Origin of the sequence: Pseudomonas sp. zfem005 (assembly GCF_032621735.1) — a bacterium.
GTDB classification, from domain to species: domain Bacteria; phylum Pseudomonadota; class Gammaproteobacteria; order Pseudomonadales; family Pseudomonadaceae; genus Metapseudomonas; species Metapseudomonas solani.
Genome location: NZ_JAVYJE010000016.1, coordinates 128,539 through 145,878, shown reverse-complemented (window position 1 = coordinate 145,878; position 17,340 = coordinate 128,539). Strand labels below are relative to the sequence as shown.

Annotated in this window: 13 protein-coding genes and 1 pseudogene; 6 read left to right on the top strand and 8 right to left on the bottom strand. The window is 63.5% G+C overall.

Translation table 11 applies throughout. The features are described from left to right. From RTW82_RS28915 to RTW82_RS28890, 7 genes and pseudogenes are all read right to left on the bottom strand, one after another. Nucleotides 1-231, bottom strand: a 231-nt coding sequence (locus tag RTW82_RS28915) for a hypothetical protein (RefSeq protein ID WP_316927249.1), incomplete at its 3' end; no start/stop codon positions are given. A 19-nt stretch (nucleotides 232-250) separates the two neighbouring features. Beyond that, on the bottom strand, nucleotides 251-838 hold the full coding sequence (locus RTW82_RS28910) for an RHS repeat protein (RefSeq protein WP_316927248.1): 588 nt from the start codon (nucleotides 836-838) through the stop codon (nucleotides 251-253). Nucleotides 839-1,153: 315 nt separating this feature from the next. Further along, nucleotides 1,154-1,501, bottom strand: a pseudogene (locus tag RTW82_RS32305) (DUF6531 domain-containing protein); the annotation flags it as partial. A 415-nt stretch (nucleotides 1,502-1,916) separates the two neighbouring features. Then, complete coding sequence (locus tag RTW82_RS28905; protein WP_316927247.1) at nucleotides 1,917-3,488, bottom strand: DUF6531 domain-containing protein; 1,572 nt, start codon at nucleotides 3,486-3,488, stop codon at nucleotides 1,917-1,919. A gap of 73 nt (nucleotides 3,489-3,561) precedes the next feature. Further along, nucleotides 3,562-5,166 (bottom strand): DUF6531 domain-containing protein, encoded by a 1,605-nt coding sequence (locus RTW82_RS28900; RefSeq protein WP_316927246.1) that lies wholly within the window; start codon nucleotides 5,164-5,166, stop codon nucleotides 3,562-3,564. Nucleotides 5,167-5,422: 256 nt separating this feature from the next. Next, nucleotides 5,423-6,148 (bottom strand): RNA methyltransferase, encoded by a 726-nt coding sequence (locus tag RTW82_RS28895; RefSeq protein ID WP_316927245.1) that lies wholly within the window; start codon nucleotides 6,146-6,148, stop codon nucleotides 5,423-5,425. A gap of 11 nt (nucleotides 6,149-6,159) precedes the next feature. After that, nucleotides 6,160-7,797 carry an NAD(P)/FAD-dependent oxidoreductase gene (locus RTW82_RS28890; RefSeq protein ID WP_316927244.1) on the bottom strand — a complete coding sequence of 546 codons (1,638 nt, stop codon included), beginning with the start codon at nucleotides 7,795-7,797 and terminating at the stop codon, nucleotides 6,160-6,162. Nucleotides 7,798-8,061: 264 nt separating this feature from the next. Here RTW82_RS28890 and rlmE point away from each other — a divergent pair, with 264 nt between their 5' ends. Continuing rightward, the gene (gene rlmE, locus RTW82_RS28885) at nucleotides 8,062-8,682 is read left to right on the top strand and encodes a 23S rRNA (uridine(2552)-2'-O)-methyltransferase RlmE (protein WP_021218112.1); all 621 of its coding nucleotides are present in this window, start codon (nucleotides 8,062-8,064) and stop codon (nucleotides 8,680-8,682) included. A 45-nt stretch (nucleotides 8,683-8,727) separates the two neighbouring features. Here the strand turns inward: rlmE and RTW82_RS28880 are convergent, their stop codons facing one another. Further along, the gene (locus RTW82_RS28880) at nucleotides 8,728-10,221 is read right to left on the bottom strand and encodes an aldehyde dehydrogenase family protein (RefSeq protein WP_043245711.1); all 1,494 of its coding nucleotides are present in this window, start codon (nucleotides 10,219-10,221) and stop codon (nucleotides 8,728-8,730) included. Nucleotides 10,222-10,628: 407 nt separating this feature from the next. Here RTW82_RS28880 and peaA point away from each other — a divergent pair, with 407 nt between their 5' ends. From peaA to RTW82_RS28855, 5 genes are all read left to right on the top strand, one after another. Continuing rightward, entirely contained in the window at nucleotides 10,629-12,080 is a 1,452-nt protein-coding gene (peaA, locus tag RTW82_RS28875; protein ID WP_316927243.1) for a quinohemoprotein amine dehydrogenase subunit alpha, read from the top strand. A 49-nt stretch (nucleotides 12,081-12,129) separates the two neighbouring features. Next, entirely contained in the window at nucleotides 12,130-13,560 is a 1,431-nt protein-coding gene (gene peaB, locus RTW82_RS28870) for a quinohemoprotein amine dehydrogenase maturation protein (RefSeq protein WP_316927242.1), read from the top strand. Between the two features lies 1 nt (nucleotide 13,561). Next, on the top strand, nucleotides 13,562-13,885 hold the full coding sequence (gene qhpC, locus RTW82_RS28865) for a quinohemoprotein amine dehydrogenase subunit gamma (RefSeq protein ID WP_021218108.1): 324 nt from the start codon (nucleotides 13,562-13,564) through the stop codon (nucleotides 13,883-13,885). Between the two features lie 28 nt (nucleotides 13,886-13,913). Then, the gene (peaD, locus tag RTW82_RS28860) at nucleotides 13,914-15,038 is read left to right on the top strand and encodes a quinohemoprotein amine dehydrogenase subunit beta (protein ID WP_316927241.1); all 1,125 of its coding nucleotides are present in this window, start codon (nucleotides 13,914-13,916) and stop codon (nucleotides 15,036-15,038) included. A gap of 321 nt (nucleotides 15,039-15,359) precedes the next feature. Next, a complete protein-coding gene (locus RTW82_RS28855; RefSeq protein WP_316927240.1) occupies nucleotides 15,360-17,033 on the top strand; it encodes an AMP-binding protein in 1,674 nt (557 codons plus the stop codon). Nucleotides 17,034-17,340: the final 307 nt, after the last annotated feature.

The window sequence follows — 17,340 nt, the reverse complement described above, 5'->3', positions numbered from 1 at the left end:
CAGCTGGGTGATGTGGCCGAGGGCGTTGGTGACGCTGATGAGGTGGCCCTGGGCGTCGTAGGCGTAGCGGGTGACGTCCTGGACATCGGTGCGCGGGCCATCGGCGGTTTCGATCTGGCCGCTGGCGGTGTAGGTGTAGCTCCAGTTGCGCGGGGCGGCCTGGAGGCTGGCGGCGGCGAGGGTGCCGGCCAGGGCGAGCGTGAGGACGCTCAGGCGGTGCAGGGGTTTCATGGGCAAGTCCTTGTGCGGATCAGCGCTGGCTGACGCTCTGGCTGAGTTGTCGTCCTTGGTCGTCGTAGCGGTAGGTGGTGATGCGGTCGGGCTCGGTGACGGTGAGCGGCAGGAACAGGGTCGGGTGCCACTCCGTAATGACGGTGCGGGCCTGGGGCGTGCCGTAGGCTTCGGTGCGGGAGACCTCGAGGCCACGGTCGTTGTAGTCGAAGGTGGTGACATGGCCCTTGTTGTCGGTGCGGGTCTTCACCAGGCCACGGTCGTCGTAGGTGAAGGTGGCGTTGCTGTTGGGGCAGTTGGCCGAGGGTTCGCCTTCGATGGCGGTGATGCGGCGGATGCCCTGGATGGTCTGGAAGCGGTAGGTGGTGCGCTTGCCGAGGGCATTGGTGACGGTGGAGGAGCCGTCGGCGTTGTAGGCCACGGTGACCTTTTCCGCACCGCCGGCGTGCTCGCTGGAAATGGCGCGGCCCTGGTCGTCGTAGGTCCAGGTGGCGTAGCGGATACCGCGCTCGTCGGTGATGCCGGTGAGGAGGTTGGGGTTGGCGTCTTCGTATTGATAGGTCTGGTTGGAAATGGCTGCGCCCCGAGTCGTCGTTACAGCAGTCAATCTCCTTATGGCGTTGTATGTGTAGCTGACGGACGTTTCTCCCATTGCAAATTGCTTGGGCTGATACTCAGCATCTTGGCGAAGAGTCGCCGTGTTGCCGAAAGAGTCGGTAATGGTTATGAGCGCGTCGAAATAAGTCAACGCTTGCCATTGACCATTCTTTTCAGTGATTTTTGAAAGCCGAAGTGCCGAATTGAAGGCGAGTTTAGTGCCGTTAGGTTCTTCAAAAGACCACTCTTCCCCTTGGCGGGTGAGGATGCCGCTAGCAGCTATGCCATAGCTATCCACGCCATCTTGCAACTGGAATTTTGTCTCACGGCCATCCGCGCGAACAAGAATTAAAGAGCTTCCATTCTTCTCGAGATGAGTCGAGTAGCTGTGCCGCCATACGCCATCAGCGCTATTGTAGATTCTTGTTAGGCTGATGAGCGAGTTGCTTGCAGCTGGGGCGTCTACGATAGTCTGGACTTTGTTTCCAATAGAGATATTTATTGGGTTTCCCTTACGGTCACTCGGGACTGCACAGGTCAAGTCAGTAGGTGGTAAGCCTTTGTTGGCATCTAGTATAGGCGGCTCAGTGCAGATAGTTCCGCCGTTTGCGGAAACAGTGCCGGGCGGGCAGTTCTGTGGGTCGGGCTTACAAATGCCAGTATTGACATCCATTTTTGTATATTGGGAGCATGCATCGCCAACAAGAAAAATAGGGATGCTGCGATTAATGCCGGGAGGCCCCCAATAAGCTTCATTAAAGTTGCAGTAAGCAAAGCGACCGGCAATATCAATAGGGGTGTCAATATAAAAACCAGAGTTATAAGAGGCATTAAAAACACTCTTGCAGATGGCTAGGGGGTCTGGGCCTCTTTGGTTGGCATATTCCCAGTAATAATCAGCAGCTTTGGAATTCGAAACGAGAAGAAATGTGGAAATAAAGAAAGTTACGAGGTGTCGCATATAGCGCCCTGCTACCAGTCTCGGGGCTGCGCCCGCAACTGGTAGCAGGGCGCTATCTTGAAATGAAATTCGAATCTGCAATTTAAATCATCCTTGTTTGCAGGTTGGGCTTTGACCGTGTTAGCACTCAACGCTGGGTAGTGGTTTGCCCAATCAGTCTTCCCTGAATGTCATAACTGTAACGGGTGGTTCTGTCAGGTTCTGTGATGGTCACCGGCAGAAACAGAGTCGGGTGCCACTCTGTAGTGACAGTACGCGCCTGGGGCGTGCCGAAGGCTTCAGTACGGGAAACTTCGAGGCCACGCTCGTTGTAGTCGAAGGTGGTGACGTTGCCCTTGTTGTCGGTACGGGTCTTCACCAGGCCACGGTCGTCGTAGGTGAAGGTGGAATTGCTGTTGGGGCAGTTGGCTGAGGGTTCGCCTTCGATGGCAGTGATGCGCCGTATGCCCTGGATGGTCTGGAAGCGGTAGGTGGTGCGCTTGCCGAGGGCGTTGGTGACGGTGGAGGAACCGTCGGCGTTGTAGGCCACGGTGACCTTTTCCGCACCGCCGGCGTGTTCGCTGGAGATGGCGCGGCCCTGGTCGTCATAGGCCCAGGTGGCGTAACGGATGCCGCGCTCGTCGGTGATCCCTGTCAATAAGCCTGGGTCCAGAGGATCTTCGTAGTGATATTGACGGCTCTGGCTGGCTCCCCCGCGCTCATAAAAAGCTTCAATAAGGCGAGGCCCGTCGTAGGCGTACTTAACCGCGTTACCATTTCCGTGCGCAGATAAGACTTGTCCCTGAGCATCTTCTGTATAGCTGATCTGATTTCCTCGGCCATCAGTCACTCGTGTCTCATGCTCGGAGTAAGAAAGATTGTAGCTATCTCCCTGCAAGTCTACTCTGCGCACCAACTGGCCACTGTCGCTGAAGTAATAAGATCCTGTGGCTGGAGTTGAAAATAGCCATTGGTTATCGAGTCGCACCAGTTGGCCTTGCCCTGCTTCTCTGGTAATTGCCGATGGGGTGCTGATGTTAAATACGGACTCTCGCCCCGACTCTAATTTAACCATTGCAGCGCCGGCGCCAAGGAAAAGTCTTGCCGAATAGTTGTGCTGCCAAGTTTTTTCGTGACTGTTATAGTGTCGTGATAGTTCTAGCTTGGATGTGGTTTTAATGTCGATTTCTTTCTGGTATTTATTTCCATTCGCTATGTTGATTGGGTTCCCTGCGCAGCTCTTGGGTGAATTGGTGTCTTCTGTTGATGAAGGGCCTGACTCATCGTTTGCGGGCCTGCACTTGCCGCGGAGCTCGTCATAGCTATAGTTGTTGCTACACCCATTTCCGGTGCGATATATCCAGACGTAGTACCAGCTGTCGCCCCAGTCCCTGCCGTTCAGTGTCATCCTCTCCCTCATTCCGCACAGGTAGGCGATAGCTGGTCCCTTCTCTGGCCCAGCGCCTACATCAATACGAGTCCAGACTTTCAGGTCATAGAATGAAAGTTTATATGTATTATTTTCAGATTGTCGTATGTACTGGCTGCAGGCACTGCTTGGTGAGGCGGCACCAGTAACGCTTGGATAGAGTGCGTTTCGCATGTACACCGACCACGCGAAATCCTCTGCTTTGAGCTCCTGAAGTGGCGGAAACAGAAGTAGAGTTGCAGCTATAAGCCTGAGATTTGTTTTCACGTTGTTTTTTGTTCCAGTTTGCATGGTTTACTGCGTAAGCGATGCAAACCAAGGGATGTCTAATATCTAATGGATGTCGATAAAATTTACTGACTTGTTAAGGCCGGTATTCGGTTACTTGTTGTGATTTCTGGCGCCCCTGCTCGTCATAGCTGTAGCTGGTAATTCTGTTGGGGTCAGTGATAGTCACTGGCAGAAACAGAGTCGGGTGCCACTCCGTAGTAACGGTACGTGCCTGGGGCGTGCCAAAGGCTTCGGTAAGCGACACTTCGAGGCCACGCCCGTCGTAATCAAAGGTGGTGACATTGCCCTTGTTGTCGGTGCGAGTTTTCACCAGCCCACGCTCGTTGTAGGCGTACGTCGAGTTACTGTTGGGGCAATTGGCCGAGGGTTCACCTTCGATGGCGGTGATGCGACGCACGCCCTGGATGGTCTGGAATCGGTAGGTGGTGCGTTTGTCGAGGGCGTTGGTGACGGTGGAAGAGCCGTCGGCGTTGTAGCTCACCAAGGTGCGTTCGGCACCGCCAGCGTGCTCGCTGGAGATGGCTCGGCCCTGGTCGTCGTATGTCCAGGTGGCGTAGCGGATGCCGCGTTCGTCGGTGATGCCGGTGAGAAGTCGGGAGCCGGGCGTGGGGTCGTAGTGATAGGTGCGTTCACTTACTTGGCCGTTGAGCGTCCTGGTGAGCTTCGTGAGGCGGCTGAGATAATCGTACGTGTACTGGATCTCGATCGAGTCGCCTGCAAGCCGGGTCGGTTGATGCTGTTCATCCTCGGTCAATGCAAGGCTGTTTCCCGCATCATCCTGCAAGGTGATCGCGCTGGCTCCATAGCTCAGCGTTGTCCTTTCCCCCGAGGGTTGAATGGCATAGCTGAGGCGCCCCTGGCTATCGAAGCCCATGCGTCGATTATCGGGCGCGGTGTATTCCCAGACCCCCGCAATTTTGCTCAGCTCCCCGACACCTTCACGTGTGGCGCGAGCCTGGTCGCCAGATACCTGGAAATAGATTTCCTTGCCGTCAGGCAGTGTGATCAGCGCGAAGCTCGTACCGGCGCTCAGGTTTGCCGAGTAGTTGTGGCGCCAAAAACCATCGATGCTGTTGTAGGTTCGCTGCAAGGCAAGGGGCGAGCTCCCCTGAACGGTGAAATCCAACTCGGTCTGGATCTTGTTTCCCGAGGCGAAGTTGATTGGGTTCCCGGCTGTCGCACCGCAGGAAGGGCCTGCTTCATATCCTTTCTGGCTTGGGGAGCGCGAAAGGCTCTTGCAGCTTCCGTCGATTTGTTTGAGAAGTGGGTTGCCCGCAGTGGCTCCGGATTGGTCCTGGCACAAGGAGCCGGCGGAGGCATCCGGCGTGGTGCACTTGAGCTTGGTGGGATCGTAGATCCTGCCGCCGGTGCAACCGTCGCCGAATCTGTAGACGGACAAGGGCAGCCAGGCGCGTTCACCTTGGTTTACACCGTCGGGAGTGATGTAGGTGAAGATGCACTCGACCGCATCAGGTCTTACGAACCTGTAGCCTCGATAGATGAATACCTGGCCTTCAGAGGTCGTGTGCTCACCACCTCTGCAACCTGCCTCAGGGTTTTCCACTAGAGGACCCCACCCGCCCCAGCCCCAGATTTCCCAGATGTAGTCATAACCGTAGAGCGCGAAGGCGTTGTTGGAGCAGGCGAGCAGAAGGAGGGGGAGAAGGTACTTGCGCATCGAGCAATCCGTTGTCGTAGACAGCCGCAGAGGGGATGACCGCATCCGGCGATCAGTGCGCTAGTCAATCAGCTTGAAAGGGGAAAATCCATACTGGCGAAGTGCTGTATTGACGCACCTGCGTGGCGGGTTCCGCGGGTTGAAATGGCGAGTGCCTGTTTGCACTTCCGCTCGAGGAAGAATGTGCCAACGGTAGTTGGCACAAGGAACCAGGGATTGGCGTTGCACCGCGCCACTCGGCTCCCGCCAGGCCCCGTTACCTCTTCAACTCATACGCACACATATTCACCGTGGTCGCCAGGTTGAGCGATTCGATGGCGCCGCTGCCGGGGATGGTGAAGGGGTGGGCGTTGAGTGCGGTGAGTGGGTCGCGGGGGACGCCGCGGGCTTCGTTGCCGAAGAGGTAGCAGTCGAAGGTCTTGAAGGCGGCGGATTGCACGGGCTCGCCCTGCATGTCCAGGCAGGCGATGCGTTGGAAGCGGCTGCCAAGGGATTCCAGTTCCACGTCCAGCTCCATCGGCGCGTGGAAGATGGCGCCCATGCTGGCGCGCACGACCTTGGGGTTGTACGGGTCGACGCTGCCGGGGCTGAGCAGGCAGCGGAAGCCGCCGAACCAGGCGAGGGTGCGCAGGATGGTGCCGAGGTTGCCCGGGTCCTGGATCTCGTGCAGGTAGATGGCGCGTTCGTTGGCGGCGGCAGCCGGCGCGGCGGTCGGCAGCATCGGCACCAGGGCGATGATGCCTTGCGGCGTCTTGGTGTCGGCGATCTGCGCCATCTGCCGGTCGCTGATGACCTGGGTTTCGAACGGGCTGTGCCAGTGCTCGTAGGCGCCGGTCACGTACAGCTGGCTGCGCAGCAGCAGCGGGTTGTGCTCGGCGGCTTTCTGCAGTTCCAGCAGCAGGTGCTCGCCCTCCACCAGGAAGTGGCCGAACTCGGCCCGGTACTTCTTCTGGTGGAGCTTCTTGATGTCATCGAATTTCATCAATGCGGCGCTCAGTTGCTCTGCTCGTTGGCGTTGCCCAGCTCGGCCAGCATCGCCTTGGCCAGGGCCTCGGCGACCTTGATGCCGTCCACGCCCGCCGAGAGGATGCCGCCCGCGTAGCCGGCGCCTTCACCGGCCGGGTAGAGGCCGCGCAGGTTGAGGCTCTGCAGCGTCTCGTGGTCGCGGGTGATGCGCACGGGGGAGGAGGTGCGGGTTTCGATGCCGGTGAGCACGGCGTCGTCGCGATCGAAGCCGCGGATCTGCTTGCCGAAGGCCGGCAGCGCTTCGCGGATGGCTTCGATGGCGTAGTCCGGCAGCGAAGGGGCGAGGTCGCCCAGGCGCACGCCGGGTTTGTAGGAGGGCTCGACGTCGCCGAACTCGCAGGAAGGCACGCCACGGATGAAGTCGCCCACCAGTTGCCCGGGGGCGCAGTAGTCGCTGCCGCCCAGCTCGTAGGCGCGGGACTCCAGGCGCTCCTGGAACTCGACGCCGGCCAGCGGGCCGCCGGGGAAGTCCTGCTCCGGGGTGATGCCGACGACGATGCCGGAGTTGGCGTTGCGCTCGTTGCGCGAGTACTGGCTCATGCCGTTGGTGACCACGCGGCCCGGCTCGGAGGTGGCCGCTACCACGGTGCCGCCGGGGCACATGCAGAAGCTGTACACGGCGCGGCCGTTCTTGGCGTGGTGCACCACCTTGTAGTCGGCGGCGCCGAGCTCCGGGTGGCCGGCGTACTTGCCCAGGCGGGCTTCGTCGATCAGGCCTTGCGGGTGCTCGATGCGGAAGCCGATGGCGAAGGGCTTGGCTTCGAGGAACACGCTCTGGCGGTGCAGCATGCGGAAGGTGTCGCGGGAGCTGTGGCCCAGGGCCAGGACGACATGGCGGCTGCGCAGGGTTTCACCATTGGCCAGTACCACGCCTTCGAGCTGCCCGTCATCGATCACCAGGTCGGTGACCTTGCTCTCGAAGCGCACCTCGCCGCCCAGGGCGATGATCTCTTCGCGCATGGTGGCGACCACGCCGGTGAGGCGGAAGGTGCCAATGTGCGGCTTGCTCACGTACATGATCTCTTCCGGCGCGCCGGCGCGGACGAACTCGTGCATCACCTTGCGGGCGTAGAACTTGGGGTCCTTGATCTGGCTGTAGAGCTTGCCGTCGGAGAACAGGCCAGCACCGCCCTCGCCGAACTGCACGTTGGATTCGGGGGTGAGGATCTTCTTGCGCCACAGCGCCCAGGTGTCCTTGGTGCGGCTGCGCACATCCTTGCCGCGCTCCAGCACGATGGGCTTGAAGCCCATCTGTGCGAGCAGCAGCGCGGCGAACAGGCCGCAGGGGCCGAAGCCGATGATGATCGGGCGCTCGCCCAGGTCGGCCGGTGCCTGGCCCACCGGGTAGTAGTTCGTGTCCGGGGCCGGGCGCACGTTGTTGTCATCGGCGAAGCGCTTGAGGATCGCCGCCTCGTTAAGCACTTCGAGGTCGATGATGTAGATGAACAGGATCACGCTGTTCTTCTTGCGGGCGTCGTAGCTGCGCTTGAATACGGTGAAACCCAGCAGGTCGGCGTCGCTGATGTTCAGGCGCTTGACGATGGCCTGGCGCAGTTCGTCGGCGGAGTGCTCGAGGGGCAGGGACAGTTCGTTGATGCGAATCATGGCGATATCCTGGCCGGTCGATCCGGCAAAGGAGGTAACAGAGGGGGTAGGGCGCGAATTGTACTCGCCGCCGCAGGCCCCTGTCAGGCCTGGCCTGCAGGTTTCCGCCGGGCGTTGCTGCGGGTGCGCCGGGCGCCGCCGGCCGGCTTATTTAACCTGAGCGGGATTCTCGGCTTATAATTGCCGCCGCTTCGGGCCCGTACAGCTCCCCGCTGTGCCCAGGGTGGCCCGTTCCTCTACTGATTTTCCGTGGTTGGCTCTCTCATGAAACGATCCAAAAGCAGCCGCCGCTGGCTGGACGAACACGTCAATGACCCCTATGTGAAACGGGCCCAGAAGGATGGCTTGCGCTCGCGCTCCAGCTACAAGCTGATCGAGCTGAACGAGAAGGACAAGCTGATCCGCCCCGGCATGCTGGTCATGGACCTGGGCTCCGCCCCCGGTGGCTGGTCGCAGGTGGCCGGCAAGCTGGTGGGTGAGAGCGGGCGCGTCCTGGCCACCGACATCCTGCCGATGGACGGCCTCGACAACGTCGACTTCATCCAGGGCGACTTCACCGATGACGGCGTGTTCCAGCAACTCCTCGACAAGCTCGACGGCCGCAAGCCCGACCTGATCGTCTCCGACATCGCGCCCAACATCAGCGGTGTCGCGGCGGCCGACCAGGCGTCCTCCATGTACCTGGTGGAGCTCACCCTGGACATGGTCCGCCAGGTGCTCAAGCCCAACGGCAACTACGTGGTCAAGGTCTTCCAGGGCGAGGGCTCCGACGAGTTCCTGAAAGACGTGCGCACCTCGTTCGAGAAGGTCTTCATCCGCAAGCCCGAGGCCTCGCGCCCGCGCTCCCGTGAGGTCTACCTCGTAGGCAAGGGCTTCAAGGGCTGAGGCCCTGATCGCAGGCCGGTACCCGCGACCGGCCTGCTGCTCCCTTCACACCCTGATCAGCACCGACTTCACTTCCGTGTAGTGCTCGATCGCCGCCGCCCCCATCTCCCGGCCCACCCCCGACATCTTGTAGCCACCGAACGGCAGCGCCGGGTCGAGTGCGCTGTGGCAGTTGACCCACACCGAGCCGGACTTGATGCGCGGAATCATCCGGTGCACCGCCGACAGGTCGTTGGACCAGATGCTCGCCCCCAGCCCGTAAGGGTTGTCGTTGGCCAGGCGCACGGCCTCGTCCAGGTCGTCGAAGGGCATGGCCACCAGCACCGGACCGAAGATCTCCTCCTGCACCAGGCGGTGCTTCTGGTCGACGTCGACCATGACGGTGGGTTTGACGAAATACCCCGGCCCGAAGCCCTCGCCGCCACAGGCGACGGTGGCGCCCAGCTCGCGGCCGAGGTCGATGTAGCCGGTGACGCGGTCCTGCTGCTTGGCGGAGATCAGCGGGCCCATCTGCACGCTCGGGTCGAGGCCGTTGCCGAGCTTCATGGCGTTGGCGATGCCGGCGATGTCGGCGACCACGTTGTCGAAGTGCTTGCGGTGCACGTACAGGCGCGAGCCGGCGCAGCACACCTGGCCCTGGTTGAAGAAGATGGCCGTGGCGGCACCGGCGGCGGCCTCCTGCAGGTTGGCGTCGGGCATGACGAGGGTGGGGGACTTGCCGCCCAGCTCCAGGGTCACGCGGGTCATGTTGTCCATGGCCGCCTTGCCGATCTGCTTGCCCACCTCGGTGGAGCCGGTGAAGGTCAGCTTGTCCACGCCCGGGTGGCGGGTGAGGGCGACGCCGGCGTTGAGGCCGGTGCCGGTCACCACGTTGAACACACCCGCCGGGTATCCCGCCTCCAGCACCAGCTCGGCCAGCTTGAGGGCGGTGAGCGGGGTCTCGTCGGCGGGCTTGAGCACCACCGTGCAGCCGGTGGCCAGCGCCGGGCCGAGCTTCCAGCAGGCCAACAGTAGGGGGAAGTTCCAGGCGACGATGGCGCCCACCACGCCCACTGCCTCGCGGCGGATGAAGCCGTGGAAGCGGTCGTCGGGCATCAGCGGCAGGGAGGGCTCCACCGTGGTGCCTTCGATCTTGGTGGCCCAGCCGGCCATGTAGCGCAGGAAGTCGATGGCCAGCTGCACGTCCATCACCTGGGCGACGGCGGCGCTCTTGCCGTTGTTCAGGCACTCCAGCTCGGCCAGCTCCTGGGCGTCGCGTTCCATCAGCCCGGCCAGGCGCCACAGCAGGTTCTGCCGCTCGCGGGGGCGCATGCGGCTCCAGGGCGAATCATCGAAGGCCTGGCGCGCGGCGCGTACGGCGCGGTCCACATCCTCGGCGGCGGCGGAGGGCACATCGCCCAGCACCTCGCCCGTGGCGGGGTTGCGGAAGCTCATGGTGGCGCCGCTGGCGGCATCCTGCCATTGGGCGCCGATCAGCATCTTCAGCGGGCGTTGCAGGAAAGCCTGGGTCTGGGGCAGTACGGGCAGTTCGGCATGCATGGGTCAGGGCCTCTGTCTGTGGGCGTCCCCCAGGCGTGCGCAACCGCCGTGCCAAGGCTCCTGAAAGCCGGTAACCCGTTGATCTGCCGATGATTTGTGCGAGGGCTGGCGTGCGCCTGCCAGGCAGGCGTGTTGCAGTTTGAGACGGCCTGAGACAACCGCCGGACAGTCCCGCCGCCCGGCCCAGTCAGCGCGGTGGGTGCTCCTGTCTCAGCCTGTGACGAGCTGTCGCGAAATTAGACGCCCGGCCCCGTTACCGAGGGCCCCGATATCGCGCTGGAAATGACCTAAGCCATTGTTCTGCAAGGGGCTGCCGGCCACTGGCACACATTGTGTATTTGCCATGGCAGACGCACCGCCGGCGAGACAGGTGCGAACCATAAGAACAATACCGTGGAGGTCTGACCTTGAAGACGATTCGACTCCGGTGGCGTGCGGGCAGCCTGGTCCTGGCTGCAGCCGCCTTGTTGTGCACACAGGCCCAGGCGGCGGACGAGGGCCCGGCGCTGCTCAAGGGCAAGTGCATGGGGTGCCACATCCCCGAAGGCGGCGACAGCTACAGCCGCATCAGCCACCAGCGCAAGACCCCCGAAGGCTGGCTGATGAGCATCGCGCGGATGCAGGTGATGCATGGCCTCTCCATCAGCGACGACGACCGTCGCACCCTGGTCAAGTACCTGGCCGACAAGCAGGGCCTGGCCCCCAGCGAGACCGACGGCGTGCGCTACGCCATGGAGCGGCGCCTCAACACGGTCGAGCATTTCGACGAACAGCTGACGCAGATGTGCGGCCGCTGCCACTCCGGCGCGCGGGTGGCCCTGCAACGGCGCCCGGCCAAGGAGTGGGAACACCTGGTCAACTTCCACCTCGGCCAGTGGCCCTCGCTGGAATACCAGGCCCAGTCCCGTGATCGCGACTGGCTGGAGCTGGCCCTCACGCAGATGGTGCCCGAGCTGGCCAAGCGCTTCCCGCTGGAGGATCAGGCCTGGGCCGACTGGCAGAAGGCCCGGCCCAAGGCGCAGGCGCTGCCGGGGCAGTGGAGCTTCAGCGGCCACATGCTGGCCAAGGGCGATGTGCGTGGGGTGATGACGGTCAGCGCCGACAGCGGCGACACCCCCATGCGCCAGGTCTTCGCCGCCCTGAACGGCGAGATGAAGGGCCGCATGTTCGAGGCCGAGCACGATGAGCGCGGCCTCGACTTCAGCGCCGCGAAGGACGGCAACGCCCGGCTGCTCTCGGTGCAGCCGGCCTTCCTCAAGGCGGGTGGCGAGGCCGAGCTGACCCTGGTGGGCAGCGGCCTGTCCGGCACCCCCGAGTTCGGCCCGGGCGTCGAGGTGGTCAAGGTGCTGGAGGTCACGCCCCGGCAGGTGCGGGTCAAGGTCAAGGCGGCTGCGGATGCCGCGGTCGGCACCCGCGCGGTGGCCCTGGGCACGCTCAAGGGCGTGGACCTCGCGGTGTACAAGGACATCGCCGAGGTGAAGGTGGTGCCCGCCTTCTCCATCGCCCGCGTGGGCGAGAACGGCGGCTCCACGCCCAAGGTGCAAGGCCGCTTCGAAGCGGAGGCCTGGGGCAAGGATGCGGCCGGCCAGCCGTATCGTATCGGCTACCTGCCGGCCACCTGGTCGGTCGCGCCCTTCGATGAGCGCGCCGAGGAAGACCAGGACGTGAAGTTCGCCGGGCAGATGCAGAAGGACGGCGTGTTCGTCCCTGGCGCCGCCGGCCCCAACCCCGAGCGGCGGATGATGACCAACAACGCCGGCAACCTGAAGGTGATCGCCCAGCTGGAGGAGGGCGGCCAGAAAGGCGAAGGCCACCTGATCGTCACCGTGCAGCGCTGGAACAACCCGCCGCTGCCATGAACCGGCCGCGAACCGCATCGACGATTGGGCAAATTTCCCGGAGGTCGCCATGGGCGCAATCTTGAATCTGGTCGAGCGCAACCTGCATGAAGTGCAGGTGGACGCGGACCGCATGCTGTTCCACATCCCCAGCAGCTCGCTGTTCACCACCGACGCCGTCACCGGCGGCATCATCGACGCGCTGCGCCAGCAGGGCTGCTCGCCCGAGGACCTGGTGCAGCGCCTGGCCGGGCGTTTCCCCGGGCAGGAGGTGAGCGAGACCCTGCGCGAGCTGATCGCGCTGGAGCTGGTCAGCGACGGCTCGCCGCTGACGCCGGAAATCGGCGTCAAGCGGGTCGAGCGCACCGCACTGAACACCGTGGTATTGAACGTCAACACCGGCTGCAACCTCAGCTGCACCTACTGCTACAAGGAAGACCTCGACAAGCCCTCGGCCGGCCGCAAGATGGCCGTCGAGACCGCGGAAGCCTCGGTGGAGATGCTGCTGCGCGAATCCCCCGACGAAACCCGCTACAGCGTGGTGTTCTTCGGCGGCGAGCCGCTCTCCAACCGCGCCTTGATCGAGCACATGGTGGGTTACTGCGAGCGGCGCTTCGCGGCGGCCGGCAAGCAGGTGGAGTTCATCATGACCACCAACGCCACGCTGCTCACCGAGGAGATCGTCGACTGGCTCGACGCCCATCGCTTCGGCCTCTCCATCAGCATCGACGGACCGAAGACGGTGCACGACCGCAACCGCATCACCGTGGGCGGGCAGGGCACCTACGACGTGGTGCGGCGCAAGGCCGACATGCTGTTGTCGCGTTACCGCAGCCGCCCGGTGGGCGCGCGGGTGACCCTGACCCGCGGCATCACCGATGTGGAAACCATCTGGAACCACCTGTTCAACGAGATGGGTTTCGCCGAGGTCGGCTTCGCCCCGGTCACCTCGGGCGACCTCAGCGACTACAACCTCACGGGCGAGGAACTGGTGCAGGTCTTCGCCAACATGAAGGCCCTCGGCCGGCGCTACCTGGAGGCGGCGCTGGAGCACCGCAACATCGGCTTCTCCAACCTGCACCAACTCATCACCGACATCCACGAGGGGCAGAAGAAGGCGCTGCCCTGTGGCGCCGGGCTGAAGATGCTGGCCGTGGACCACGCCGGCGGGCTCAACCTCTGCCACCGCTTCACCGGCTCCAGCCTGCCCACCTTCGGCGACGTGCACAGCGGGGTGAAACAGGCCGAGCTCAACGACTTCCTCTCTCAGCGCCTGGACCGGCAAGGCACCGGCTGCGACACCTGCCGCATCCGCAACCTCTGTTCCGGCGGCTGCTACCACGAGAGCTACGCCCGCTACGGCGACCCCACCCACCCGACCTACCACTACTGCGACCTGATGCGCGACTGGGTGGACTTCGGCATCGAGGTCTACAGCCGGATCATGGCCGCCAACCCGGCCTTCATCAGCCGCTACATCACCCCGCGGAAGGCGCACTGACATGAAGCATCTCAAGCCGCTGAACAACAAAGCCCAGTTGCTGGACCAGGCCGTGGCCGAAGACCGCGTCGAAGAAGTGGTGGCCATGAGCGCCGTGGCCGGCTGCACCGCCACCACCGACCCGGGCTGGGAAGTGGACGCCTTCGGTGGCGTCTCCTCGCTCTGCCAGCCGATGGAAGCCGACCTCTACGGGTGCTCCGACCCCTGCTGGTGGCCGGCCCAGGTGCCGGACATGATGAGCACCTACCAGGACTGGAACGCCAACGCCGCGGATTCCTCGCAGGACTGGCGCAACCTCGGCACCGTCTTCCCGAAAGACAAGTGACGACAAGAAGAACAACAGGGGAATCCGCATGAAACTCACCGTCATCGCCCGCCTGGCCACCGCCGTCGCCGGGCTCGCCCTGGGCTCCGGTGCCTGGGCCGCCGACAACGCCGGCCCGGCCCTCAAGCCCGGCAGCGAATACCTGATCGCCACCAACTACCCCAACAACCTCCACGTGGTCGACCTGGCCAGCGACAGCCTCTACAAGACCTGCCGCCTGCCCGACGCCTTCGGCCCCGGCACCGCGATGATGGCGCCGGACAACAAGACCGCCTACCTGCTCAACAACCACTTCGGCGACCTCTATGGCGTCGACCTGGATGACTGCAAGACCGTGTTCCACGCCCGGCTCTCGCGCAACCCGGGGGAGAAGGTGCGCTCGATGTTCTCCTTCGCCCTCAGCCCGGACGGCAAGGAGCTCTACACCACGGTCAACCCGACCCAGATGATGAGCGACCACTACGTGGTCAAGCCGCCGCGCCTGGAGGTGTTCCGCACCGCCGACGGCCTCGACGCCAAGCCCGTGCGCAGCTTCCCCATGCCGCGCCAGGTCTACCTGATGCGTGCCGCCGACGACGGCAGCCTGTTCGTGGCGGGGCCGGACATCTACAAGATGGACGTGCACACCGGCCAGTACACAGTGGCCGTGCCCGGGCGCAACTGGCAACGGCCCAACTACAGCGCGCCGGACGTGCTGTACTTCTGGCCGCACCAGAGCGCGCTGCACGACTTCTCCATGCTCTACACCACGGCGAAGTTCAAGGACGACAAGCAGGACCTGGCCACCGCCGATTTCATCTACGGCTTCGTCAGCGTCGACCTGAAGACCGGCAAGAGCACGGTGCAGGACTTCGCCCCGCTCACCGAGCTGTACTTCACCGGCATGCGCTCGCCCAAGGACCCGAACCTGATGTTCGGCGTGCTCAACCGCCTGGCCAAGTACGACATCAAGCAGCAGAAGCTGATCAAGGCCGCCAACCTCGAACACACCTACTACTGCGTGGCGTTCAACAAGGCCGGCAGCAAGCTCTACCTCGCCGGCACCTTCAACGACATCGCCGTGTTCGACCCGGACAGCCTCGAGAAGGTGAAGAACATCAAGCTGCCCGGCGGCGACATGGCCATCACCACCACCCAGGTGTTCGTCCGCTAGGCTCTGTACGAAAAGTGTCTGCGCTCGGTGATGCTTCGTTAAAAGCGGGTTCGGAATGCTCATTTACAGCTCGTAAACTCCGCTTCCTCACCCGTTTTTGCCTCGCCTGACCGTCGCTCGACGACTTTTGGTACAGACCCTAGGGTAAGAGGGCAGGGCGTTGCGGCCGACATGGCGCAACGCCTCTACGACCAACGGAGCCATCCCCGACCCTGGCTTAACGTTTACGTAAAGGTTAAATATGACCGGCACCCCGCGTTGCCTGCCTGGCAGCGGCAGTCGGTTCTGCGTCTGTCCCAATAAGCACAAGAAGGGAAAGCCATGAATCACCCCAGCTACATCCGAGGGCGCCAGGACAAGCCATTGCTGGCCATGACCCTGGGCGCCGCCTTCGACGCCACCGTGGCGCGTTTCCCCGAGCGCGAAGCGCTGGTGGTGCGCCACCAGGGCCTGCGCCTGACCTGGGCGCAACTGGCGGCGGAAGTGGAACGCCACGCCCGCGCGCTCATGGCCATCGGCCTGGAAGCGGGCGATCGCCTCGGCATCTGGGCGCCCAACTGCGCCGAATGGACCATCACCCAGTTCGCCAGCGCCAAGGTCGGCGCCATCCTGGTCAACATCAACCCGGCCTACCGCAGCAGCGAGCTGGAATACGCCCTCAAGCAGTCCGGCTGCCGCTGGGTGATCTGCGCCGACGCCTTCAAGACCTCCGACTACCACGCCATGCTGCTGGAACTGGTCCCGGCCCTGGCCGACGGCGAGCCGGGCACGCTCGCCAGTGACAAGCTGCCGGAGCTGCGCGGCGTGGTCAGCCTGGCCGCCGAGCCACCGGCCGGCTTCCTGCCCTGGGCCGTGTTGCAGCAAGCGGCGGGGGCGGTGAGCTCCGAGGCCCTGGCCGAACGCGAGGCCCAGCTGCAGTTCGACGAGCCGATCAACATCCAGTACACCTCCGGCACCACCGGCTTCCCCAAGGGCGCCACCCTCAGCCACTACAACATCCTCAACAACGGCTACATGGTCGGCGAGAGCCTGGGCCTCACCGAGCACGACCGCCTGGTGATCCCGGTGCCGCTCTACCACTGCTTCGGCATGGTCATGGGCAACCTCGGTTGCCTGACCCACGGCAGCACCATGATCTACCCGGGCGACGCCTTCGATCCGCTGGCCACCTTGGCCGCCGTGGCCGAGGAAAAGGCCACCGCGCTCTACGGCGTGCCCACCATGTTCATCGCCGAGCTGGACCACCCCCGGCGCCACGAATTCGACCTCTCCAGCCTGCGCACCGGGATCATGGCCGGCGCCACCTGCCCCATCGAAGTGATGCGCCGGGTGATCGACGAGATGCACATGGCCGAGGTGCAGATCGCCTACGGCATGACCGAGACCAGCCCGGTCTCCCTGCAGACCGGCCCCGATGACGGCCTCGAGCTGCGCGTCACCACCGTCGGCCGCACCCAGCCGCAACTGGAAAGCAAGATCGTCGACGCCGACGGCCGCATCGTCCCCCGTGGGCAGATCGGCGAGCTGTGCACCCGGGGCTACAGCGTGATGCTCGGCTACTGGAACAACCCGCTGGCGACGACGGACGCTATCGACCCCGGGCGCTGGATGCACACCGGCGACCTGGCGGCCATGGACGAGGAGGGCTACGTGCGCATCGTCGGGCGCAGCAAGGACATGATCATTCGCGGCGGCGAGAACATCTATCCGCGCGAGGTGGAGGAATTCTTCTTCACCCACCCGGCGGTGGCCGACGTCCAGGTGATCGGCATCCCCTGCAGCCGCTACGGCGAGGAGCTGGTGGCCTGGGTCCAGCTGCACCCCGGCCACGACGCCACGGCGGAAGCACTGCGCGACTGGGCCCGCGCCCGCATCGCCCACTTCAAGGTCCCGCGGCACTTCCGCTTCGTCAGCGAATTCCCCATGACCGTCACTGGCAAGATCCAGAAATTCCGCATGCGCGAAATCAGCATCGAGGAAATCGGAGGCCTGTAGGGGCGAATTCATTCGCCCGCTTCGCCGTAACGATTCGAACCGAGGATTCGACAGGATGAACGCGTGCCGTAGGGTGTGCGTGCGCACTGCCGCACGGTGCTTCCGGCGAGCCCCAGGCAACCTGTAGGGGCGAATTCATTGGCTCTGTCTGCGTTAAGTGTTGCTAGAAGATTTGGACCCAGCTGATTGCCGAGTTCTGGTGATGCTTCTGGTTTCGCCCACCCGGGCGAGTCCCTTTTCTCAGTCGCCAGAAAAGGAACCAAAAGGGCTTGCCCCATCATCCGGCCCCGGCTTCGCCGGGGTTCCC